At 65.7% G+C, this 20,890-nt stretch carries 19 protein-coding genes and 1 pseudogene; 12 read left to right on the top strand and 8 right to left on the bottom strand.

Features of this window, described 5'->3' with window-relative positions; genetic code table 11:
* Window positions 1-8 precede the first annotated feature (8 nt).
* From V6F88_RS12690 to V6F88_RS12660, 7 genes are read left to right on the top strand one after another with little or no spacing between them, the layout of a single operon-like run.
* Window positions 9-1,091, top strand: a complete 1,083-nt coding sequence (locus V6F88_RS12690) for a LuxE/PaaK family acyltransferase (protein ID WP_332609882.1) — start codon at window positions 9-11, stop codon at window positions 1,089-1,091.
* Window positions 1,088-2,548, top strand: coding sequence for an acyl-CoA reductase (locus V6F88_RS12685; protein WP_332609881.1), 1,461 nt, complete (start codon window positions 1,088-1,090; stop codon window positions 2,546-2,548). The genes V6F88_RS12690 and V6F88_RS12685 overlap by 4 nt, the downstream gene beginning before the upstream one ends.
* The gene (locus V6F88_RS12680) at window positions 2,545-3,309 is read left to right on the top strand and encodes an ABC transporter ATP-binding protein (protein WP_332609880.1); all 765 of its coding nucleotides are present in this window, start codon (window positions 2,545-2,547) and stop codon (window positions 3,307-3,309) included. The genes V6F88_RS12685 and V6F88_RS12680 overlap by 4 nt, the downstream gene beginning before the upstream one ends.
* Window positions 3,306-4,070, top strand: a complete 765-nt coding sequence (locus V6F88_RS12675; RefSeq protein ID WP_332609878.1) for an ABC transporter permease — start codon at window positions 3,306-3,308, stop codon at window positions 4,068-4,070. Before V6F88_RS12680 ends, V6F88_RS12675 begins: the two co-directional genes overlap by 4 nt.
* Window positions 4,071-4,090: 20 nt before the next feature.
* Window positions 4,091-5,092, top strand: a complete 1,002-nt coding sequence (locus V6F88_RS12670) for an ABC transporter substrate-binding protein (protein WP_332609876.1) — start codon at window positions 4,091-4,093, stop codon at window positions 5,090-5,092.
* 1 nt (window position 5,093) lies between these two features.
* A complete protein-coding gene (locus tag V6F88_RS12665) occupies window positions 5,094-5,873 on the top strand; it encodes a 3-oxoacyl-ACP reductase (RefSeq protein WP_332609874.1) in 780 nt (259 codons plus the stop codon).
* Window positions 5,874-5,917: 44 nt separating this feature from the next.
* Complete coding sequence (locus tag V6F88_RS12660; protein WP_332609873.1) at window positions 5,918-8,404, top strand: mechanosensitive ion channel family protein; 2,487 nt, start codon at window positions 5,918-5,920, stop codon at window positions 8,402-8,404.
* Here the strand turns inward: V6F88_RS12660 and V6F88_RS12655 are convergent.
* Window positions 8,401-9,573 (bottom strand): M20 aminoacylase family protein, encoded by a 1,173-nt coding sequence (locus tag V6F88_RS12655; protein WP_332609872.1) that lies wholly within the window; start codon window positions 9,571-9,573, stop codon window positions 8,401-8,403. The two genes, V6F88_RS12660 and V6F88_RS12655, sit on opposite strands and share 4 nt — an antisense overlap.
* A 174-nt stretch (window positions 9,574-9,747) precedes the next feature.
* Here V6F88_RS12655 and V6F88_RS12650 point away from each other — a divergent pair, with 174 nt between their 5' ends.
* Both V6F88_RS12650 and V6F88_RS12645 read left to right on the top strand, forming a co-directional pair.
* Window positions 9,748-10,671 (top strand): LysR family transcriptional regulator, encoded by a 924-nt coding sequence (locus V6F88_RS12650; protein ID WP_332609871.1) that lies wholly within the window; start codon window positions 9,748-9,750, stop codon window positions 10,669-10,671.
* Window positions 10,672-10,865: 194 nt separating this feature from the next.
* Window positions 10,866-11,852, top strand: coding sequence for a Bug family tripartite tricarboxylate transporter substrate binding protein (locus V6F88_RS12645; protein ID WP_332609869.1), 987 nt, complete (start codon window positions 10,866-10,868; stop codon window positions 11,850-11,852).
* Here V6F88_RS12645 and V6F88_RS12640 read toward each other — a convergent pair.
* A complete protein-coding gene (locus V6F88_RS12640) occupies window positions 11,839-12,309 on the bottom strand; it encodes an Lrp/AsnC family transcriptional regulator (protein ID WP_332609868.1) in 471 nt (156 codons plus the stop codon). The two genes, V6F88_RS12645 and V6F88_RS12640, sit on opposite strands and share 14 nt — an antisense overlap.
* A 277-nt stretch (window positions 12,310-12,586) precedes the next feature.
* Between V6F88_RS12640 and V6F88_RS12635 the strand changes: the two genes are divergently transcribed.
* On the top strand, window positions 12,587-13,231 hold the full coding sequence (locus V6F88_RS12635; protein WP_332609867.1) for a LysE family translocator: 645 nt from the start codon (window positions 12,587-12,589) through the stop codon (window positions 13,229-13,231).
* A gap of 57 nt (window positions 13,232-13,288) precedes the next feature.
* Window positions 13,289-14,194 (top strand): DMT family transporter, encoded by a 906-nt coding sequence (locus tag V6F88_RS12630; RefSeq protein WP_332609865.1) that lies wholly within the window; start codon window positions 13,289-13,291, stop codon window positions 14,192-14,194.
* Window positions 14,195-14,220: 26 nt separating this feature from the next.
* Here V6F88_RS12630 and V6F88_RS12625 read toward each other — a convergent pair whose 3' ends face one another.
* From V6F88_RS12625 to relB, 5 genes and pseudogenes are all read right to left on the bottom strand, one after another.
* Window positions 14,221-15,213, bottom strand: a complete 993-nt coding sequence (locus tag V6F88_RS12625; protein WP_332609864.1) for a Bug family tripartite tricarboxylate transporter substrate binding protein — start codon at window positions 15,211-15,213, stop codon at window positions 14,221-14,223.
* Between the two features lie 141 nt (window positions 15,214-15,354).
* On the bottom strand, window positions 15,355-16,140 hold the full coding sequence (otnI, locus tag V6F88_RS12620) for a 2-oxo-tetronate isomerase (RefSeq protein ID WP_332609863.1): 786 nt from the start codon (window positions 16,138-16,140) through the stop codon (window positions 15,355-15,357).
* Between the two features lie 132 nt (window positions 16,141-16,272).
* Window positions 16,273-18,288 carry a TonB-dependent receptor domain-containing protein gene (locus V6F88_RS12615; RefSeq protein WP_332610263.1) on the bottom strand — a complete coding sequence of 672 codons (2,016 nt, stop codon included), beginning with the start codon at window positions 18,286-18,288 and terminating at the stop codon, window positions 16,273-16,275.
* Window positions 18,289-18,500: 212 nt separating this feature from the next.
* Window positions 18,501-18,788 (bottom strand): annotated as a pseudogene (locus V6F88_RS12610) (type II toxin-antitoxin system RelE/ParE family toxin).
* Window positions 18,775-19,074 (bottom strand): type II toxin-antitoxin system RelB family antitoxin, encoded by a 300-nt coding sequence (gene relB, locus V6F88_RS12605; protein WP_332609862.1) that lies wholly within the window; start codon window positions 19,072-19,074, stop codon window positions 18,775-18,777. The pseudogene V6F88_RS12610 and the gene relB overlap by 14 nt, the downstream one beginning before the upstream one ends.
* A 223-nt stretch (window positions 19,075-19,297) precedes the next feature.
* On the opposite strand from relB, the gene V6F88_RS12600 reads away from it, so the two are divergent.
* A complete protein-coding gene (locus V6F88_RS12600) occupies window positions 19,298-19,777 on the top strand; it encodes a VOC family protein (protein ID WP_332609860.1) in 480 nt (159 codons plus the stop codon).
* A gap of 63 nt (window positions 19,778-19,840) precedes the next feature.
* On the opposite strand, the gene V6F88_RS12595 is transcribed toward V6F88_RS12600, so the two are convergent.
* Window positions 19,841-20,890, bottom strand: a complete 1,050-nt coding sequence (locus V6F88_RS12595; RefSeq protein WP_332609858.1) for an ABC transporter substrate-binding protein — start codon at window positions 20,888-20,890, stop codon at window positions 19,841-19,843.

The following is a 20,890-nucleotide window of genomic DNA, read 5'->3' as shown; positions in this document are numbered from 1 at the left end:
GAACGCCCATGAACAACGCTGCCCCGCCCGTCGCGGAAATTCTTGAATTCATTGCCCAGGACGGCTGCACCGACGCGCAGTTCGACCAGTTGGCGCTGCGGCTTTTTGCGTATCAATATGGCGCCAACGCGCCGTATCGCGCGTTTTGCCAGCGGCGCGGCGCCACCGTGCGCAATGTGAAGACCTGGAGCGACATTCCCGCCGTGCCCATCGACGCCTTCAAGGCGATGGAGCTGCGTTGCGAGGCGCCACGGCCCGACGAGCGTGTCTTCATGACCAGCGGCACCACGCGCGCCGATATGCGCGGCCGGCACTTTCACCCGCATCTGGACGTCTACGACCTGTCCATGACGCGCAATTTCGCCGCGCGCGTCATGCAGGGCACGCCGCGCCTGCCGATAGGCATTCTGTTTCCGGACGAAGTCGCCATGCCCAATTCGTCGCTGGCGCATTATCTGGCGCTGGCCATGACCGCGTTCGGCACCGAAGACAGCCGCTATTTCATGTCGCCGCAGGGCATCGACCTGGATGGGTTGTTGCGCCGCCTGGAAAAGGCCGAAAGCGATGGCCGGCCCTACGCGCTGCTGGGCGCCAGCTTCAGCTTCGTGCATGTGATCGATGCGCTGCGCAAGGCGGGCCGCACGTTCCGTTTGCCGCCGGGCAGCCGCATTCTGGATACCGGCGGCTACAAGGGCCAGTCGCGCGAGCTGCCGCTGGACACCTTTTATGCCGAGCTTTCCGAGCTGCTGGGCGTGCCGCGAGCGCTGTGCATCAACATGTACGGCATGACCGAACTCAGCACTCAGTTTTACGACGACGGCAATGCCACGGTCCCGTCCGTGAAATCGGGGCCGCACTGGATCCGCTCGCGCCTGGTCGACCCGGCGACCGGCCGGACCGTTCCCGCGGGCGAACGCGGCATTCTGGCGCACTGCGACCTGGGCAACTTCAACTCGGTCAGCACCATCCTCACCGAAGACGTCGGGCAACCGGCCGATGGCGGCTTTTTGCTGTTGGGCCGTGCCGAAGGCGCGCAAGCGAAGGGCTGCTCGCTGGCCGTCGAAGCATTCATTCAGTCTGCGCGGCCATGAGCGTGCAACGGGTCCATGCGGGATACCTGCCGGGGCTGGCTTCGGCCGATGTCCAATGGCAGACCCTGCCTTTCGAGCAGAACGGCCGGCGCGTGGACGTGGCCGTGCCGGTGCTGACCGCGTCACAGATGCAAGCGCTGGCCGAACGCGTCAAGCAGGCCAGCGCCCGGCATCTGAAGACGATGACGGTGTCGGAAATCATCAACGTGATTGATCGCGCCATTGCCCGGCTGCTGGATCCTGACGACCCGGTCCGGCAACAAGCCGACGCGCTGTTGCCGATCGTCAGCGGCTATGACGCGCAAATGGTGCGGCTGGGCCTGACCGGCTTTTTCAAGACCTTCCGCGCGCCACAGCTGCATCGCTTTGTGGCCGAGGACTTTGCCAACCCCAAGGTGCTGGACGGCTTTCAACCGGCGGCCAAGGGCGGCGCGGTGCGCGCCCACGGCCCGCAATTGCTGGTGCACAGCTGGGCCGGCAACGTGCCCGCGCTGGCGTTATGGAGCCTGATCTGCGGTCTGCTCGTCAAGGCCGGCAATATCGGCAAGCTGCCCAGCGCCGAACCGCTGTTTGCCGGCTGGTTCGCGCACCTGTTGGCCCAGGTGCACCCGCCGCTGGCCGACTGCCTGGCCGTGGTCTGGTGGCGCGGCGCGGGCGAGGACGACGCCGCCGCGCTGTACGCGCAGGCCGATACCGTGGTGGCGTATGGCGGCAACGACGCGCTGCATGCCATCCAGCGCCGCCTGCCCGTCACGACGCGCTTTCTGCCGCATGGCCACAAGCTGGGCTTCGGCGTGGTCAGCGCAGCCGCGCTGGACGCCCAAAAGGCCCCCGCTCTGGCACGCCGTGCGGCATGGGATGTGATGCGCTACGACCAGCAAGGCTGTTATTCGCCGCAGATTTTTTACGTGCAGCGCGGCGGCCAGGTAGCGCCGCGCGACTTTGCGGCTTACCTGGCGGGCGAGCTGGCCAATCTGCATCGCCGCTTTCCCCGCCGCCCATTGGACCTGGCCGAATCGGCTGCGGTGGCCAAATGGCGGCAGTCCATCGAATGGCACTTGCCGTCCCACGATGCCGACGCGTTGATCGGCGACCCCGACGCCGCTTGGGCAGTCTCTTATGTTGATGCCGCCCCCACGCTATCGCCGACGGCCCTGCAACGCAGCATCGTGGTGGCGGGCATCGACGCCCTGGATGACGTGGCGGCGCACGTGGCGCCCCACCGCCACTACCTGCAAACGGCGGGCGTGGCCGCGACGCCCGAAGAGCTGTATCGCCTGGCCGATCAACTGGGCGCGGTGGGCGTTACCCGCGTCAGCGCGATTGGGGCGATGAGCATGCCCGAGGCCGGCTGGCATCACGACGGCCGCTTCAACTTGCTGGACCTGGTGCGCATGACCGAAATCGAACAGTCCGCCGAAACCGCCGCCGACCCCTACGCGTCGTACGAACCATGATTGCGGACGCGTCCCGCCCCTTCCTGCACATCGACGGGGCGGTCTACACCTACCCCGGCCGCGCGCCCATCGTGCACGGTATCGACTGGCGCCTGCAAGCCGGCGGCTTTCATTGCCTGGTTGGCCGCAGCGGCTGCGGCAAGACCACGCTGCTGAAACTTGCCGCCGGTTTGTTGACCCCGCAGTCCGGCCGCGTGGTGCTGCAAGACGGCACGCCCGCGGCGCCCGGCCCGCAACTGGGCTATGTATTCCAGGCGCCGACGCTGCTGGATTGGCAACATGTGATCGACAACGTGCTGCTGCCCGTGTCGTTGCAACGCCGGCCGCTGCCTGAAGACACCCGGCGCGCGCACGATCTGCTTTCCATGCTGGGCCTGTCCGACCACGCGCAGCACTATCCCCGCCAACTGTCTGGCGGCCAGCAAAGCCGCGTGGCGCTGGCCCGCGCGCTGATCCTTGAACCCGCCTTGCTGTTGCTGGACGAACCCTTTGCCGCGCTGGACGCCATCACGCGCGGCGAGTTGCAAGACGACCTGCTGCGCATGTGCCGCCTGCGCAATACCACCGTGCTGTTCGTCACGCACGACATCAGCGAAGCCGTCTACCTGGGCGACCGCGTGGCCGTCATGCACCAGGGCCGCATGCTGGCCGACCTGCCGGTGGACCTGCCCGCGCCCCGCACGCAAGCCATGCGACACGGCGCGGCGTTCAACGCCACCTGCGCGCAGGTGTACGAATTCATGACCGGGGCGCGCCCATGACGCCGGCCTTCCGATTCCGCCTGCTGGCGGTGGCGCTGCTTATCGCGCTGCTTGGCGTCTGGGAATTCACCGTGCGCCAGGCCGGTATCTCGGCATTGGTGCTGCCGGCCCCATCCGCCATCGCGCAGACCTTGTGGACCAGTCTGGCCACCGGCTACCTGTGGCCACACATCGGCGCGACGCTTGCCGAGATGCTGCTGGGCCTGGCGATCGGCGGCGCGGCGGGCCTGGGCATCGGCATTGCATTGGCCGAATCGGCCCTGCTGGACCGCGTGCTCAAGCCCTACGTGATCGTCAGCCAGGTTGTCCCCAAGCTGGCGCTGGCGCCGCTGTTCGTCGTGTGGTTCGGTTTCGGCATGGCGCCCACGGTGGTCATGACCGCGCTGATCTGCTTTTTCCCCTTGATGGAAAACACGCTGACCAGCTTGCGTCAGGTCGATCCGAACCGGCTGCAACTGTTTCGCATGCTGGGCGCCACGCGCGCGCAAACCTTGCTGCGGCTGAAGCTGCCCGCCGGCCTGCCGGGCATTCTGGCGGGCCTGCGCGTGGCGCTGGTGCTGGCATTGGTCGGCGCCGTGGTGGGCGAATTCATAGGCGCCAGCCGGGGTTTGGGCGCCGTCATCATTGCCGCGCAAGGCATGATGGACACGCCCCTGATGTTCGCCGCACTGACCGCCATTGCCGCCATCGGGCTGCTGGGCTATCAGGCCACGCTGATGCTGGAACGACGCCTGCTGCGTCCCTATGCCGATCAATCATGACTTTCATCCGGACCCCACCCATGCTTTCGTCCCCTGCCCGCCGCAGCTTGCTGACCGCCGCCGCCGGCCTTGCCGCCACGTCCCTGGCGCCGTGGGCGGTGCACGCCCAAGGCGCGCCGACCGGCACCATCACCCTGGCTGGCTGGAGCAAGCCCATCAGCGAAATCACCAACCTGCTGGCTGAGCCGGACAAGGGCTTCTTCAAGGCGCAGGGCGTGAACCTTGTCTACTTGCCCGGGGCGGGCGGTGGCGACGCCATCCGCAACCTGCTCAGCGGCCAGGCCGACGTGGCCTTTACCGACCCCGGCTCGTTTTTCATGGCGTTGGACAAGGGCGAAAAACTGCGCGCCATCTACGACATCTATCCGCAAAACGTCTTCAACGTGGTGTCGTTGAAGTCGGCCAACATCACGCGGCCGGCCGACTTGAAGGGCAAGCGCATCGGCGTCTACAGCCTGTCCAGCGGCACGCGCCAGAACCTGCTGGTCATGCTGCATCAGGCCGGGCTGACCGAAGCCGACGTTGAAATCGTCGTCACCGGCGTGCTGAACTTTGCGCCGCTGCTGCAAGGCCAGGTGGACGCCACCGCCGCCACCGACACCGGCTTGCTGGTGGGGCGCAAGCGCGGCCTGGGCGAGGTCAACGTGATGCAGGTCAGCGACACGTTGAACGTGTCCAGCGACCTGTTCGTCGTGCGCGAGTCGGCATTGCCGCAAAAACGGCCGCTGCTGCGCGCCTTCCTGAAGGCTTATCGCGACAGCGCCGCCTGGATGATCGCGCATCCCGAAGAAGCGGCCCAACTGGCCGGCAAGCGCGCCCTTGACGGCACCGACCTTGCCGTCAACCTGGAAGTGATCCGGCTGCGCAACGCCGCCTCCCAGGCGTCCGGTGGCAGGCCGTTGGGCACCATCGATATCGGCTTGCTGCAACAGGCGGCGGACGCTTACCGCGCGTTGGGCCTCATCAAACAACCCATCGACATCGCCGCCGTTGTCGACACCCACTTGCTGCCGGAGGCATGACATGAATGCTGCGTTGAAGTTTGCAGGCAAGGTGGTGCTGGTGACGGGCGCCAGCCGGGGCATCGGCGCCGAAATCGCGCGCAGCTTCGCGCGTGAAGGCGCCACCGTGGTGGTCAATTATTTGCGCAACACGGCAGCGGCCGACGGCGTGGTGGCGCAATGCCAGGCCGCCGGCGGCGATGCCTGGGCCGTGCAGGCTGACGTCGGCGTGCCCGACGCCGTGCGCGCCATGGTCGATGGCATCGTGCAAGACGCCGGCCGCCTGGACATCGTCGTCAACAATGCCTTGCGGCCCTACGCGTTCGACCCCCGCCAGCGTACCGCTTTCGATGCGCTGCAATGGCAAGACTATCAATCGCAGTTTGATGGCGCCGTGGGTGCAGCGTTCAACGTGTGCCGTGCCGCAATGCCGCATTTCAAGCAGCGCGCGCAGGGCTGCATCGTCAACATCGCCAGCAATCTGGTCGAGCATCCGGTCGTGCCGTACCACGACTACACCACTGCCAAGGCCGCGCTGGTGGCGTTCAGCCGCAACCTGGCGGTCGAGCTGGGGCCGTATGGCGTGCGCGTCAATTGCGTGGCCCCCGGCCTGGTCTACCCGACCGACGCCAGCGGCGCCACGCCGGAATCGTTTCGTGAACAGCTGATCGCGGCCACGCCGCTGCGGCGCATCGCCCGCCCCGAGGACGTCGCCGGGCCGGTGCTGTTCCTGGCGTCCGACTGGAGCGGCTTCATGACGGGGCAAGTGCTGTTCGTGGACGGCGGACTGGTGATGCGCTAGAGTGGATTGCCCCCCGCCTCGCAGCATCCCCACGGAGTCGCGACATGCGCGTCCGAGCCAGAGTCCTCAAGTACCTGTTCGGATGTTCCCTAGGCTTGCTGGCCTTGGCCGCCGCCCGCATGGCGGTCGCCGACCCGCCTTCCCCATCCCCACCTGCCCCACCCGCCGCCATCCAGATGGCGGACATTCCCCTGCGGGCCGATAGCGACACCCGCTATGCCGAAGGGGTGATGCAGCGCGTAGCGGTGGCCGACCCCGACGCCACGCTGGGTCCCGCGCTTGAAGCCATCGGCAAATCCGCCGACGAGAAACTCTACGAATTCCAGCCTGCCCAACTGCGCACGCTGCCCATCATGCGCGTGGAAAGCCTGGAGCGGCATTGGGTCTTTGACGCCAACCGGCTGGCGCACTGGCAGACAGACCTGCGCCAAGCCACCGCCTGGTACGCCAGCGACGCCGCCGAACTGCTGCGTCGCCGCGCCGCGTGGCAAGCCATCAAGGACTCTTCCTCGGCCGCCGGGCTGCCGCCGGCGTTGGCCGACCGGGTGGATGCCGTCCAGGCACAGCTGACGGCGGCGGCGCAGGCCTTGTCCGGCCCGCTATCGCGCCAGGCCCAGCTTGAGCAGCGCGCCAACGCCATCGAAGAACGCATCAAGGCGGGCCAGCGCGCGGTCAGCGATGCCATCAACGATATCGACGCGCGGCTGATGCGCATCGATTCGCCGCCACTCTGGGATGCAGGCAGGACGCAGGACGCGGGCGAAGACACGCTGGCCCTGCTGCGCACCGGCCTGGACATCGAAGTGCGCTTTGCGCGCGACTACGGCGCGGCCGGCAGCGGCAACCAGCGCGCGCTGCATGTGCTGCAACTGTTGCTGCTGCCGCTGCTGCTGTGGCTAGCCAGAAAAAGCCGGGACGCCATCCGCGCGGGCGTCATGAGCGAGACCGCCGCCGGCGTGTTGGGCCGCCCCTGGTCCACCTGGTTGCTGCTGTCGATGCTGGGCGTGCTGGCGCTGGAGCCCGACGCGCCCCTGATGGTGCAGCAGGTAGCGCTGGTGCTGGCCGCCGCGCCGGTGCTGCGCCTGCTGCCGCCTTCGGCGCGCCGCCAGCTGGACCAGTGGCCGCACGTGATCACCGCGCTGTTCCTGGCCGAGCGCCTGGGCTTTCTGTTCCTGGCCAACACGCTGTTCTACCGCCTGTCCACCGTGGCGCTGACCGCGCTGGCGCTGGCCGCCATCCTGTGGCTGCTGCGCCGCACGCGCGACCAGGTTCACCCCGCCGCCTCGGTCCGGCTGGCCGCTATCTTGCGCGCCATCGCGTGGGGCGCCGCGGCCTTGCTCTGCGTATCACTGGTGGCGAACGTGTTCGGCAACGTGTCGCTGGCGGAAATGCTGACCAGCGCGGTGATCGGCTGCGGCTACTTCGGGCTGGTGCTGTACGCCGGCGTGACGGTCATCATCACCCTGCTGCAATTGCTGCTGACCCGGCAAGGCATCTCGCGCTTCCGGCTGGCGCGCGAACACGCGCCGCCGCTGGTGCAGTTGCTGATCCGCCTGTTGACCGCAACGGCCGCCGTGGGCTGGGCGGTCTACGCGATGGACCGCTTTCGCATCCTGCGCGCCACGTATGCCTACGCGACCGAAGTGCTGTCCTACACGCTGACCATCGGTGAAATCACCATCAGCCTGGGCAATGTGCTGCTGTTTTTTATTTCGGTGATCATCGCTTTCTGGGCCGCGCGCACCATCCGCCTGATTCTGCGCGACGAAGTGCTGACCCGCATGGCCTTGCCGCGTGGCGTGGGCAACAGCGTTGCGTCGCTGTCGTACTACCTGGTGCTGCTGCTGGGCCTGGGCATTGCGCTGTCGGCGGCGGGCTTCCAGACCAGCCAGCTGACCATCGTGTTTGGCGCGCTGGGCGTGGGCATCGGCTTCGGCTTGCAAGGCGTGGTGAACAACTTCGTATCGGGCCTGATCCTGATGTTCGAACGGCCGATCCAACCGGGCGATGTGGTCGAGATCAGCGGCACGTCCGGCCAGGTGCGCGACATCGGCATGCGCGCCACGCGCATCAAGACATTCGAAGGCGCCGACGTGATCGTGCCCAACGGCACGCTGCTGGCGGACAAGCTGACCAACTGGACCATGCTGGACCGCAGCCGCCGCATCGAAGCCGGCATCGGCCTGGCCTACGGCACCGACCCTCGCCAGGCGATCGCGCTGCTTGATGCCGTCGCCCGCGACACACCCGGCATCGTCGCCGACCCGGCGCCCACGGTACTGTTCATGGGCATCGGCAGCAGCACGCTGGACTTCAGCGTGCGCGCGTGGACGTATGACTTCGACCGCTGGATCGACATCCGCAGCGACCTGTTGACGCGCATGTACGACGCGCTGCGCCAGGCCGGCATCGAAATCGCCTTCCCGCAGCGCGATCTGCATCTGCGCACGGTGTCGGAGGAAGCGGGCGCGGCGTTGGTGCGCGGGTGCGCGCCCGTCGCATCGGCGGCGCCGCGGCCGCCGGCGCCTTAGACCGGCATCGCCGCTTTCACCAGTTCCACCCAGTAGTGCGCGCCCAGCGGCAGAATGTCGTCATTGAAATCGTAATAAGGGTTGTGCACAGGCGGATTCTCCACGCCTGGACGCCCGGCGCCGACAAACACATACGCGCCCGGGCGCTGTTGCAGCATGTACGCAAAATCCTCCGAGCCCATGCGTGGCGTGCAAGCCGCATCGACCTTGTCCGCGCCCACCACGCGTGCCGCCGCGTGGACCGCCAGCCCCACCTCGGTTTCCGTATTCACGCACGCCGGATAGCCGCGAAACATTTGCACATCGATACCGGCGCCGGTACTCACCGCCACGCCCGCGCACACTTCGCGCAGGCGGCGCTCGGCAAGGTCGCGCGTGGCCGCGGTCAGCGTGCGGCAACTGCCGCGCAACATGACGCTGTTGGGCACCACGTTCCAGGTATCGCCGGCATGAATCTGGGTGATGCTTAGCGCCAATGCATCGGTGGGCTTCACATTGCGGCTGACGATGGCCTGCATGGCGGTAACCAGCTGGGCGGCCGCCACGATGGGATCAATGCCGTGCTCGGGTTGCGCGGCGTGGCAGCCCTTGCCGGTGATGTTGATTTCATAGGTGTCGCAGTTCGCCATCACCGTGCCCACCCGCGTGGACACGGTGCCGAACGGCAGGTTGGGCGAGTTGTGCAGCGCGTACACCGCGTCGCAGGGGAAAAGCTCGAACAAGCCGTCCTGCACCATGGCCAGTCCACCGCCCGCGTGTTCCTCGGCCGGCTGGAAGATCAGGTGCAGCGTGCCGCGCCAGCCCGGGTCGGCGGCCAGGTGATGCGCTGCGCCAAGCAGCATGGCCGTATGCCCGTCATGGCCGCAGCCGTGCATCTTGCCGGCAATGGTGGAACGGTGCGACGCGTCGCCCAATTCCTGCATGTCCAGCGCATCCATGTCGGCGCGCAGCCCGATCACAGGCCCCGTGCCCCGCGCCAGCGTGCCCACCACGCCGGTCTTGCCCAGCCCCCGATGCACCACGGCGCCCGCGCGCTCGAGTTCGCGCGCCACCACGTCGGCCGTGCGGAATTCACAGAAGGCGGTTTCGGGATGGGCGTGCAGGTCGCGACGCCATACGCGCATATTGCGCAGCAGTTCCGGGCTGATGGGCGATGGGACGTTAGCCATGTTGCGGTCTCTCCGTAGACAAGCTTGGGGGAAATACGGCTATCGACTATAGACAGGCGCGGGTACAAAGCCGATAGCAATGATCGCGCCTTATCGATGCGGTTTTTGCAACGATCCCGCCTGGCCGACTACGCGGGGTACGTCTTTCCTGGAAGCCCGTCATGGAAATCAATCATGGATGATGTCCTGGAGTTCAAACGGACGCTCTGCTTGCTGCAGGTCATAGAAACCGGCACATTGCGCGCCGCCGCCGATCAGCTCAATACCGACCCGTCCGCCATCAGCCGCGCCATTGCCAGGCTGGAGGCAGACACCGGGTTGACGCTGCTGGAACGCCGTGGGCGCGGCGTCGTACCCACCGACGCCGGGCGCCTGGTGGCGCTCTTCGCCCGCCGCCAGCAGGACCTGAACGAATCCTTCCAGGCCGAAGTCAACAATCTGAAAAGCGCGACGCGTGGCCACGTGGAACTGGCGCTGGGCGAGGGCTTTGTCGACATGGTGCTGGAGCCCGTGCTGCTGTCCTTCGTGCGCAAGCACCCCGACATCACCTACAGCATCCATGTGGCGGGCACCAACGAGACGGTGCGCTGCCTGGTGGAAGAGCGCGTGCAGATTGCGCTGGCCTTCCAGCCGCCCAACGATGTGCGCTTGCGGTCGCACTATTCGCGCGCCGCGCCGATGCGCGTGCACGTGCACAAAGACCATCCGCTGGCGCGGTCGCGCCGGGCGTTGCGGCTGTCGGATCTGGCGCCCTACGGCTGGGCCGCCATGGACGAGTCGTTTGGCGTGCGACAACACATCCAGGCGGCCGAACTGGACGAAAACGTCAAGCTCAAGCCCGCGCTGCTGACCAATTCCTTCAAGATCCTGTGGGAGTTCGCCAGCCAGGGGCTGGGCTATGTGGTGAACCCGCTGTCCGTGCCGCTCAAGGGCGCGCAGTTCCGCCAGATGGTGTCGCTGCCGCTGGCCAACCCCATCCTGAACAACAGCCGCACGCACGTCATCAGCCTGGCCGGCCGGCATCTGCCGCCTGCCACGGCCAGCATGCTGCGCCACATCCTGAAGACCTTTCCCGCCTTGGAGTCCCGCCGCGCCTGAGCTGGCCGCGCCTGAGCTGGCCGCGCCTGAAACCGGGCCGGCCGCGCCTGGGCCGGCCACGTCCATCGATGCAGAAATCACAATGATCCGACCTTCCGCCCGTCATTGATGCGAACAATCGCCGCTGCCTAGACTGCATACGGCAGACCGGACAACCGGCTGCGCGCCAACAGAAATGACAAGGGAGAAGCAGCATGCGTTGGAATCTACCGGCCCGGATGGCCGCCGTTTGCCTTGCCGCTTGTGCCATGACGCCGCTGGCCCACGCGGACTACCCGGCCAAGAAGCCGTTGAGCCTGGTGGTGCCGTATCCGGCAGGCGGCGCCAGCGATGCGTCGGCGCGCCAGTTTGGCGTACATATCGCCCACGCACTCGGGCAACAGGTGGTGGTGGAAAACGTGGGCGGCGGTGCGGGCATGCTGGGCGCGCGCCGCGTGTTGACCAGCGCGCCGGACGGCTACACGTTTTTGCACGGGTCGCCCAACGAGGTCATCCTCAGCCCGTTCCTGAACGCCGCCGCGCATTACAAGCCCGAAGACTTCCGGCTGACGCAGCCCATCAGCGAAGCCACCATCGTGCTGCTCGCGCGCGCGGACCTGCCGGTCAATACCGTGGATGAATTCATCGCCTACGCCAAGCGGCCGGGCGCCAGCCCGCTGACCTTCGGCAGCGTGGGCGTCGGCTCGCTGTACCACATCATGACGGAATACCTGGGCCGGCGCGTGGGCGCGGAATTCCTGCACGTGCCCTATCGCGGCGCAGCGCCCGCGCTGCAAGACCTGATCGGACGCCAGGTTGATTTCGCGGTACTGCCCTACCAGCAAGCAATGGAGGGCATGGCCGCGCAACAGCAGTTGAAGATCCTGACCAGCTTTTCGGACACGCTGCCCGCTCCGCTGGCCAAGCTGCCGCTGATATCGCAAAGCAAGACCATCCCCGACTTCGTCTACACGATCGCGGGCGGTTACTACGTGCGTCAGGACACGCCCGCCGCCGAAGTGGACACCCTGCGCCGTGCCGTGGGCTATGCGCTGGAACAGCCCGACCTGCGCGCCCGGATGGAAGCCGAGGGGCGCCGCTTACTGGCGCCGATGAGCCAGCCCGACGCCGATGCCTACGCCAGCGCGCAGGTCGCCAAGTACCGCCAGATGATCCAGACGCTGGGCCTCAAGCCGATGTAGCCAGCGGCACCGTCAACGTGTTCTTCACCTGGTTCATCACCACCAGGGTGGAAAAGCGCTTCACGTTGGGGTTGCCCCAGAGCTGACGCTGGGCGAAGGCGTCGTATTCCGCCATGTCCGTCATGGTCAAGGTCAGCACGAAGTCGACTTCGCCCGTTACCGCCAGGCATTGCATAACCTCGGGCGCGCCCTGCATGGCGCGCTTGAACAGGTCCAGCTTGTCGGCACGCTCGCTTTCCAGCGACACCAGCACCACCATCATGATGGCGCGCCCCACCGCGGCCGGGTCCACCACGGAGACGTCGGCCGTCACCACTTTCGATTCGCGCAGCCGCTTCATGCGGCGCAGGCACGACACGGGCGACAGGTTCACGCGTTCGGCAACGTCCTGACTGGTGCGCTGGTTGTCCTCCTGCAAGCTTTGCAGGATCTGGAGATCAAAATCGTCTAGTTCCATGAGGGTCTCGGAACGCGGGGGTGGTCGGAACGCGGGGGGCGGCTTGGGCTGGCGGGGCGGATGGCGACCGGTCGGCGACCGCACAGCGGCCAGGTTCGGGTTAAGTCGGGGCTTGCGAGAGATTCTAATCCCGGGCGCGAACAGGTCCGGCCCCAATTCGACGGGAAACTTCATTTGGCAGCCGCCGGACGCAGGAAAAAATCAGCGGGCGTGCGTACACTGAGAGCCCTCCGCCCGGGCGCCCCGCCGTGGGGCATGCCAACCAGCCGCCGTCGCAATGCCGTCGCTCCAGCTTTTTCTGCTTTTTCTTGCCGCCGACGCGGCGCTTAAACTCACGCCCGGCCCGGACATGGCGTTGACGCTGTCGCGCGGCATGACGCAGGGGTTTCGCCCGGCTTTCCATAGCGTGCTGGGAAACGTGGCGGCCGGCTTCATCCAGGTTCCCGCCGTGGTGCTGGGCCTGGCGTCGGTGCTGCAAGCGTTTCCGACAGTGTTCGTGGCCATCAAGGCGGCGGGCGGTCTGTACCTGGGCTATCTGGGCATCAAGGCAATGGTCCGCTGCGCGCAGGCCGCCGACGTGTCCTTGTCGGCGCGGCCGGGCGATGCGCGCGATGCGTTCTGGCAGGGCTTCATGACCAATCTGCTGAACCCGAAGGTGCTGCTGTTCATGATCGCCTTCCTGCCACAGTTCACCTCGCCGGAGAACGGCCCCGTGTGGGTGCAGATGCTGGTGCTGGGTATCACCATGAAAGTACTCAGCCTGCCTTACGGCAGTTGCTTTGCCTATGGCGCGTCGCGCATTCGCGGCTGGGTCGGGCGCAACCCGTGGTTCCTGCGCATGCAGCAAGGCTTGCTGGGCGCCGTGATGCTGGGGCTGGCGCTGTATGTGCTTTACTCCACGGCCGCCACGCTGGCGCCTTGAACCTTCGTTTTTCGTTGCGCCTCCGCGCGTTCCTGCATTGAGCGTTACCTAGCACCCATGACCGCCGCCACCTTGAACACCGGGCACAACGCCTCGGGCTCGACCCTGCTTCCCACCCTGTCGCTGATCGGCGCGATGGCGTCGCTGTGCATCGGCACGTCGTTCGCCAAGTCCCTGTTTCCCGAAGTGGGTGCGCAGGGCACGACCGCCTATCGCATCGTTATCGGCGCCATCATCCTGATTGCGTTCTGGCGCCCGTGGCGCTTTGCGCTGACCCGGCAAAACGCCGCCAAGATCGCGCTGTATGGCGTGACGCTGGCCTGCATGAACCTGCTGTTCTACATGGCGCTACGCACGTTGCCGCTGGGCATCGCCATTGCCATCGAATTCACCGGCCCGCTGACATTGGCCGTGCTGATGTCGCGGCGTGCGATCGATTTTGTGTGGATCGGATGCGCGCTGGCGGGGCTGGTGCTGTTGATTCCCACCGGCCAGTCGCTGCACGATCTGGACCCTGCCGGCATCGCCTACGCATTGGCCGCCGCCGTGTGCTGGGCGCTGTACATCGTGTTTGGCAAGATGGCCGGCAACGTGCATGGCGGCCAGGCGACGTCGCTGGGCTTGCTGGCGGCCACGATGGTGGCCTTGCCCGTGGGCGTCGCGCATGCCGGCATGGCCTTGCTGGACCCCAAGCTGATCCTGGCCGGCATCGGCGTGGGCATTTTGTCCAGCGCGCTGCCCTACTCGTTGGAAATGATCGCGCTGCGGCGCCTGCCGCAAAAGACGTTTGGCGTGCTGCTCAGCATGGAACCCGCCATGGGCGCGTTGGCCGGCGTGATCGTGCTGAACGAACATTTGTCGCAGACCCAATGGCTGGCAATTGCCGGCATCGTCATCGCGTCGGCGGGTTGCGCGGCCACGGCGCAGCGCGGCAAGAAGCGCCGCGCTGCGGTGCGCGACTAAGCGCCCCGGGCGCGACTGATTCCGCGCTAGTCGGCCGAAATTCCCTTGTGCCGGATCACCGCGCCCCAGCGTTCGTTTTCCGCGCGCGCATAGTCGGCAAAGGCGTGCGGCGTGCTGCCCGTGGGTTCCATGCCTTGCAGCGTCAACTGTTTGACCACGTCTGGCGACTTCAACGCGGCGACGATGGCCTGGCTGAGCTTATCGACGATGGGCGCGGGCGTGCCGGCCGGCGCCACCACGCCTTGCCAGGCTGCCGCCTCGAACGTGTGCCCGCCCACTTCCGCAAAAGTCGGCACGTCGGGTAACTGGGCTGACCGCTGCGCGGCCGGCACCGCGATGGCGCGCAGCTTGCCGGCCTGGATCAACGGCCGCGCGGCGGCCAGGTCGGCCATCATCATCGGCACCACGCCCGACGCAACATCCTGCAAAGCGGGTGGCGTGCCCTTGTACGGGATTGCGGTGGCGCGCCCACCGATGGATTCCAGGAACAACTCCATGGCCAGGTGATGCGGGCTGCCGACGCCCAACGACGCATAGCTGCCCGGCTTGTCGCTGCGCAGGTAGCGCATGACGGCGGGCATGTCGGACAGGTCGGACGCGGGCGATGTGACCAGCACAATGGGCAGGGACACCAACGTGGACACCGGCGTCAGGTTGCGGGCGGGATCGTAGGGCAGGTTTTTGTATAGCCAGGGGTTCAAGGCCAGCGTGCTCATGCCCGCGGTCATCAAGGTGTAGCCGTCGGGCGCGGCGCGCGCGGTCTCTTGCGCAGCGACAATGGTGGCGGCACCCGGCCGGTTCTCGACCACGACCGTCTGCCCCAGCGATTCGCCCACATGCCTGGCAACGATGCGCGTGGCGATATCGCTGCCACCGCCCGCACTGAACGGCACCAGCCAACGGATGGGATGATCGGGGAATTCGCCCGCCAAGGCGGCGGTGCATGCAAGGCTGAACCATGCAGCGGCGCTGGTAAACGCCACGGCCCGCCACGTGCGCGGCAAGATACTTGTCGTCATGTCCCGGCCTCCTCGACCTTGGTTCGCGTTTATTTTAATTAACATATTAACTATTTTTTTCACGACTGCAAGCCCGAGGTTTCGGGGGGCCATTCAAGGTGAAATGAGGCGCAAAAGAAAGGGACGGGGGCTGCGCGGCGATCAGCCGCGCGCCGCGTTCAACCAACGCAAGCCTGCCGACGTATGCCCCGCCGGCCGGTACTCGCAGCCGATCCAGCCGCTGTAGCGCAGTTCGCGCAGCACGTTGAAAACCCAGCCGTAATCGAGTTCGCCGCGATCCGGTTCGTGGCGGTGCGGCACGCCGGCGATCTGCACGTGGCCCACGCGGCCGGTCGGCAGATATTCGTGCAGTTTGGTGGTGACGTCGCCTTCGACGATCTGGCAGTGGTACAGGTCCATCTGCACCTTCAGGTTCGGGGCGTTCACGGCTTGCACGATGGCGTGGGCCTCGTCCTGACGGTTCAGGATGTAGCCCGGGATGTCGCGTGTGTTGATGGGTTCGATCAGCAACGTGACGCCCGCCGATCGCGCTTGGCGCGCCGCCCAATCCAGATTCTCGCGGTAGCAATCCAATAGCGATTCGCGCGCCACGCCGTCAGGCGCCAGACCGGCCATGACGTGCACGTTCGAACAAGACAGCGTCGTCGCATACGACAAGGCCTGTTCGATTCCCGCCTGGAATTCCGCCTGCCGGCCCGGCAACGCCGCCAGGCCGCGTTCACCGCGCGCGGTCACGCCCGGCGGTGCATTGAACAGCACTTGCGACACGCCCACCGCGTCCATCCGTTCGCGCACGAAGGCGGCGGGTTCGGCGTACGGAAACATGCATTCGACGCCCGTGAATCCATCCGACGCGGCGGCGGCATAACGGTCCAGGAATGGATATTCCTGATACATCATCGATAGGTTGGCGGCGAATTTCAGCATGGCGGGTCTTTGGGATTCCGGGCGGGAATTCCGGCAACTTAGCACACCGCCAGCCGGTTTCGTGCAATCGATTTGCACACGGGGATCACGCCAGGCGATGCGCGCGATCCGCGTGTGTTGTGACGCAGTGCATCAATACGTCATGCGCACGCCCAGCATCACGCTGCGGCCCGGCAGCGGCGCTACCGAAGAAATGAACGAGGCGTGGTTGTAGGCCAGCTTGTTCAACAGGTTGGTGCCGCGTACATACACTTCGTAGCCGGTGTCGCCATAGCGGCCACGATAGGCCACTACCGCGTTCACCATGTTGTAGCCCGGCGTGCTGTCTTCGTACGACGCAATGTCCTTCTGCGAGAACACGCGTGCGTATTCCACGCCGCCCGACCACTGATCCCACTTCACGTTGCCGCGCACGCCGGCGCGCGCCGCCGGAATGCGAGGCAGGTTGCCGTCGCCGCCCGTCAGCTTGCCACGCACGTAGTCGCCGAACACGGCGGCCGAGAACACGGGCGTGAACTGGTGCCGCAGCTCGCCTTCCACGCCGGTGAATTCCGCATCGCGTTGCGTGTACTCGATCAGGCGAAAGTCTTCGTAGCGGTCCAGCGTGTTGGCATAGATGTAGTTCTTGACGCGGTTGTGGAACACGCTGGCGGAAAACGTGGTGTCGCCGGCATGCTTGCGCAAGGTCAGGTCGATGTTGTGCGACGTTTCGCGGCCCAGGTCCGCGTTGCCCAGTTCATACGTATTGGTGGCAAGGTGAACGCCATCGGCGTACAGCTCTTGGGCGTTGGGCAAGCGTTGCGAGCGCGACAAGGACAGTGCCACGGAATACTGCGGCGCAAAATCCCAGATGGCGGCGGCCGACAAGGACGTGCCGGACAGGCTGCTGCGCGACGCGCCGCCTTCGGGCGAGATGCGTTGCCAGTCCTGCCGCGCGCCCACTTCAAAGCGCCAATCGTTCAGCTGGTATTCCTCAAGCACGAACAAGCCGTTGGACCGGGTGCGACTGCGCGGCAGGAAGGCTTCTTCGCCCTCGGCGCTGAAGTCGCTATAGGCGTTTTGCATGCCGATCACGCCGCGCCAGCCGGCGATGGGCTTGTGCTGCAATTCCACGCGCAGGTCATAGCCCTTGTTCTTGAAACGCGTGCCGACTTCGCCGCCTTCGATCTCGTCGTGCTGATAGTCCGTCAAGCCACCGCGCACACGGATTTTCTCGAAGCCGGCGAAGGGGTCCTGATATTCGGCGCGCAGGTCCAGGCGGTTGCTGCGCAGCTTCACGTACGGCACGCCGCCATGTTCGTGATCATGATCGTGATCGTGGCCTTCTTCTTCGTGGTCATGATCGTCGTGGCCGCCGCAATGCAGATGCGTGCCGTGCGGGTGGCAGCCTTCGTATTCATGGTTGTGGCCAGGCAGGCCGTACTTGCTTTCCAGATGCGTGAACGCCAGGCCGACATAGCCGCGCGGCGTAATCCACGACATGCCGACGGAGCCTTGCGCGGATTCGCTGTACGAGCCTTCCAGCTTGCCGCCCGGCCAGTCGGGCACGTCGTAATCGCTGGTGCGGCGCTTCATGCCTTCCACGCGCACGGCAAACTGGCCCTCGCCCGCGGTGATGCCGACGGCGCCCGAACGTTCTTTCGTGCCTGTCGCGCCGCGCAGCTCGGCTTCGGCTTCGATGCCTTTTTCCGGCACGGCCGTCGGCACTTTCTTGTCCACCACGTTGACCACGCCGCCGATCGCACCGCCACCGTACAGCAACGTGGCCGGCCCGCGCAGCACTTCAATGCGCTCGGCCAGCAGCGGTTCCACGGTAACGGCGTGATCCGGCGAAATGCTGGACGCGTCCATCACTTCGGATCCATCGGACAACACCTTCACGCGCGGCGCGGTCTGGCCCCGAATCACGGGACGGCTGGCGCCGCCGCCAAACGTATCGCTGTTCACGCCGGGCAGGTTCTTCAGCGTTTCGCCCAACGTACCGGTGCGCTGTTCAATCAACGCATCGCCTTCCAGCACGGACGCCGGCAGCGTGGTGCTGTTCAGGTCCAGACCCAGCGGATTGGCCGACACGGTAATGGGCGCCAACGTCTTGGCGCGGCTGACGTCCGCATCGCTCTCGGCCTGCGCCACCGGCGCGATCAGCATCAACGAACACACCAACGGTTTCAGGCTTCCCCGACGCGGCGCGCGCGCCTCTGCTGCCACCTGGCTTACCTTCTTGAACCCCAGCTTCTTGCCTTTCATCTACGTTCTCTCGGATGTTATATCATTACAAACGGCGGACGAATGATATAACATTTCAGAATCAATGCGATGAAGTTTTGGGGGGCGGTCGCGAATAGCGCGACGCAGCGATGTCAGGCGCGATCCAGCGGCCACCGCTGTGCGGCGTGCAGGACGCGCAAAATTGTCACAGCGCGTGAGGACTCCGCGTAAACCACCAGGTAGTTGGGCTTCACCACCATCTCCCTGGTTCCAGCGACCCGCCCCGCGCGATAAAGCCGTGGACGCCGGCGCAATTTGGCCACCTACTGCTCAATCTCATCAAGCAAGCGAAGCGCAGCCGCCGGGCTGTCGTCCGAAATGTATTCAACAATCGCCAGCAGGTCTTCGCGAGCCGTCTGGCGCCATTCAAGAACCGGCACGATGCTTCTTTTTGCCGATCAAGGCACGCGCCTCGGCCATCACCTCCTGGTGGGAAACCGCTGGACGCGTATCGACGAGTGCCTCCTGGACCTTTGCGCGAAACCACGCATCGTAGCTCTTGGCATCAACCGCCAGCCCGGCAGGCAAACCGCCCTCTTTTGCCACCCTGGTCAGCAGGATGCGCACCGCATCCGAGATCGTCAACCCGACATTGGCGAGTTTTTTCGCCGCTTCGGCCTTGAGCTCTTCGTCTACACGAACATGCAGCATGGACGTCGGTGCCATGGCGAGTCTCCGGTAAAGAAGCGGCCATTATGTATCTCAATTGAGATACGCAAAAATCTGGCTTGAATCGCCCCGTGAATCTGACAGTTGAAACGGGATTTAGCGACCGCCAATCCTGCCCTGCAACCGAGTATTCTCGACATCACGAGACCCTGCACGCGATGCGCGCCGGTTGTTCGGACGCCAGGCGTCAACGGGTTCTCATCCCACCAGGAGACCCCCGATGATTCCCAAGAACACCATTTGCCTTTGGTTCGACGGCGCCGCGCTGGAGGCGGCGCGGTTCTATGCGCGGACGTTTCCCGATAGTTCGGTCGACGCGGTGCATCATGCGCCGTCCGATTACCCGTCGGGCAAGGAAGGCGAAGTGCTGACTGTGCAGTTCACCGTGATGGGCATCCCGTGCCTGGGCCTGAATGGCGGGCCGGCGTTTCAGCACAACGAGTCGTTTTCGTTTCAGGTGGCGACCGACGACCAGGAAGAAACCGACCGCTATTGGAATGCCATCGTCGGCAACGGCGGGCGGGAAAGCGAGTGCGGCTGGTGCAAGGACAAGTGGGGCTTGTCCTGGCAGATCACGCCGCGGGTATTGACCGAGGCCTACACGGGCCCGGACCGCGCCGCCGCCAAGCGCGTATTCGAGGCGATGATGACGATGAGCAAGATCGACGTCGCGCGGATCGAAGCGGCGCGGCGGGGATGAGTGCGGCGGGCGGGGCGACGGGCGAGGCGGGTGCCCGGCCCGGCCGTCAAATCATCCACCCCATCAACCGGCCTTGAATTCCTTGTTCCAGAATTCCAGGATGTCGGCCTTGCGCTCGGTCAGCCCCTTCAGGTCGTACGCGTGCAGCAGCTTCACCTCGGCATCGGTGAACCCGACGCGCTTCAGGTTTTCCGGCAGCGTCGCGTTGGTCACCGTAGGCGCGTAACCCATTTTTTCGGCGAAACCGATCTGGCCTTGTGGGTCCAGCATGGCGTTCAGGTATTCCCAGGCCGCGTCCTTGTTGCGGCTGTTCTTGGCCACGCCCGCTTCAAACGACACCGGCACCGAGCCTTCCTTCGGGATCACGAAACCCAGCGGCAGGCCGCTGTCCTTCCACTGCAATGCGCGCGCCTTCCACATGCATGCGATGGCGATTTCGCCGGACTTGAACGCGGACGCCACCGCCTCGTTGGACGGATAGATGCGCGGCGCATTGGGCTTGAGCTTGGCCAGGAAGCGCTTGCCGCCGTCAAACGTCTTGGTGTCGCCACCCGCGCCCAGGCCGACGAAGACCGCGTTGTACAGGTACAGGATGTCCGAGAAGCCCACCTGCCCTTTCCACTTCGGGTCCAGCAGCACTTGCAAGGAATCCGGCGGCGTCGGGAATTTCTCGGTGTTGTACACCAGCGTCATCGCGCTGAAGATGTGCGGAATCGAATACGGCGTTTTCAGCGCGGCAATGGCGTGCGCCAGGTTTGGCAGCTTCTTGACGTCGATGGGCTCCAGCGTGCCGGAACGTTCGGCGTCATACATATCGACTTCGCCCAGCAGGGCCACGTCCATGCTGCCGCGCCGCGAGTTCTTTTCCGCGCGCAGCTTGGTCACGCGGCCCACGGCGTTGCCGGTGTCGTACACCACCTTCACGCCTTGCTTGTCGACGATGGGGTTGATGATCTGCTGCAACAGGTTTTGGTAGTCGCCGCCCCACGTGCCCACGACCAGGTCTTTTTCGGCGGCGTGCGCCATGCCGGGCACCCAGCCCAACGCGGGGGCCAGGGCCAGGCCGGAGGCGGTCTTGATGAAGCCACGGCGAGTCAGGTTTTTCTCTTGCAT

This window comes from Achromobacter sp. ESBL13, from assembly GCF_036668755.1.
Taxonomy (GTDB): Bacteria; Pseudomonadota; Gammaproteobacteria; order Burkholderiales; family Burkholderiaceae_B; genus Achromobacter.
This window is presented reverse-complemented; position numbering and strand designations above follow the sequence as displayed.

What these genes read in the sequence shown, in the direction of transcription:
- V6F88_RS12690 (WP_332609882.1), top strand. Translation starts at nt 9, where the DNA reads ATGAACAACGCTGCCCCGCCCGTCGCGGAAATTCTTGAATTCATTGCC.
- V6F88_RS12685 (WP_332609881.1), top strand. Translation starts at nt 1,088, where the DNA reads ATGAGCGTGCAACGGGTCCATGCGGGATACCTGCCGGGGCTGGCTTCG.
- V6F88_RS12680 (WP_332609880.1), top strand. Translation starts at nt 2,545, where the DNA reads ATGATTGCGGACGCGTCCCGCCCCTTCCTGCACATCGACGGGGCGGTC.
- V6F88_RS12675 (WP_332609878.1), top strand. Translation starts at nt 3,306, where the DNA reads ATGACGCCGGCCTTCCGATTCCGCCTGCTGGCGGTGGCGCTGCTTATC.
- V6F88_RS12670 (WP_332609876.1), top strand. Translation starts at nt 4,091, where the DNA reads ATGCTTTCGTCCCCTGCCCGCCGCAGCTTGCTGACCGCCGCCGCCGGC.
- V6F88_RS12665 (WP_332609874.1), top strand. Translation starts at nt 5,094, where the DNA reads ATGAATGCTGCGTTGAAGTTTGCAGGCAAGGTGGTGCTGGTGACGGGC.
- V6F88_RS12660 (WP_332609873.1), top strand. Translation starts at nt 5,918, where the DNA reads ATGCGCGTCCGAGCCAGAGTCCTCAAGTACCTGTTCGGATGTTCCCTA.
- V6F88_RS12655 (WP_332609872.1), bottom strand. Translation starts at nt 9,573, where the DNA reads ATGGCTAACGTCCCATCGCCCATCAGCCCGGAACTGCTGCGCAATATG.
- V6F88_RS12650 (WP_332609871.1), top strand. Translation starts at nt 9,748, where the DNA reads ATGGATGATGTCCTGGAGTTCAAACGGACGCTCTGCTTGCTGCAGGTC.
- V6F88_RS12645 (WP_332609869.1), top strand. Translation starts at nt 10,866, where the DNA reads ATGCGTTGGAATCTACCGGCCCGGATGGCCGCCGTTTGCCTTGCCGCT.
- V6F88_RS12640 (WP_332609868.1), bottom strand. Translation starts at nt 12,309, where the DNA reads ATGGAACTAGACGATTTTGATCTCCAGATCCTGCAAAGCTTGCAGGAG.
- V6F88_RS12635 (WP_332609867.1), top strand. Translation starts at nt 12,587, where the DNA reads ATGCCGTCGCTCCAGCTTTTTCTGCTTTTTCTTGCCGCCGACGCGGCG.
- V6F88_RS12630 (WP_332609865.1), top strand. Translation starts at nt 13,289, where the DNA reads ATGACCGCCGCCACCTTGAACACCGGGCACAACGCCTCGGGCTCGACC.
- V6F88_RS12625 (WP_332609864.1), bottom strand. Translation starts at nt 15,213, where the DNA reads ATGACGACAAGTATCTTGCCGCGCACGTGGCGGGCCGTGGCGTTTACC.
- otnI (WP_332609863.1), bottom strand. Translation starts at nt 16,140, where the DNA reads ATGCTGAAATTCGCCGCCAACCTATCGATGATGTATCAGGAATATCCA.
- V6F88_RS12615 (WP_332610263.1), bottom strand. Translation starts at nt 18,288, where the DNA reads ATGCTGATCGCGCCGGTGGCGCAGGCCGAGAGCGATGCGGACGTCAGC.
- relB (WP_332609862.1), bottom strand. Translation starts at nt 19,074, where the DNA reads ATGGCACCGACGTCCATGCTGCATGTTCGTGTAGACGAAGAGCTCAAG.
- V6F88_RS12600 (WP_332609860.1), top strand. Translation starts at nt 19,298, where the DNA reads ATGATTCCCAAGAACACCATTTGCCTTTGGTTCGACGGCGCCGCGCTG.
- V6F88_RS12595 (WP_332609858.1), bottom strand. Translation starts at nt 20,890, where the DNA reads ATGCAAGAGAAAAACCTGACTCGCCGTGGCTTCATCAAGACCGCCTCC.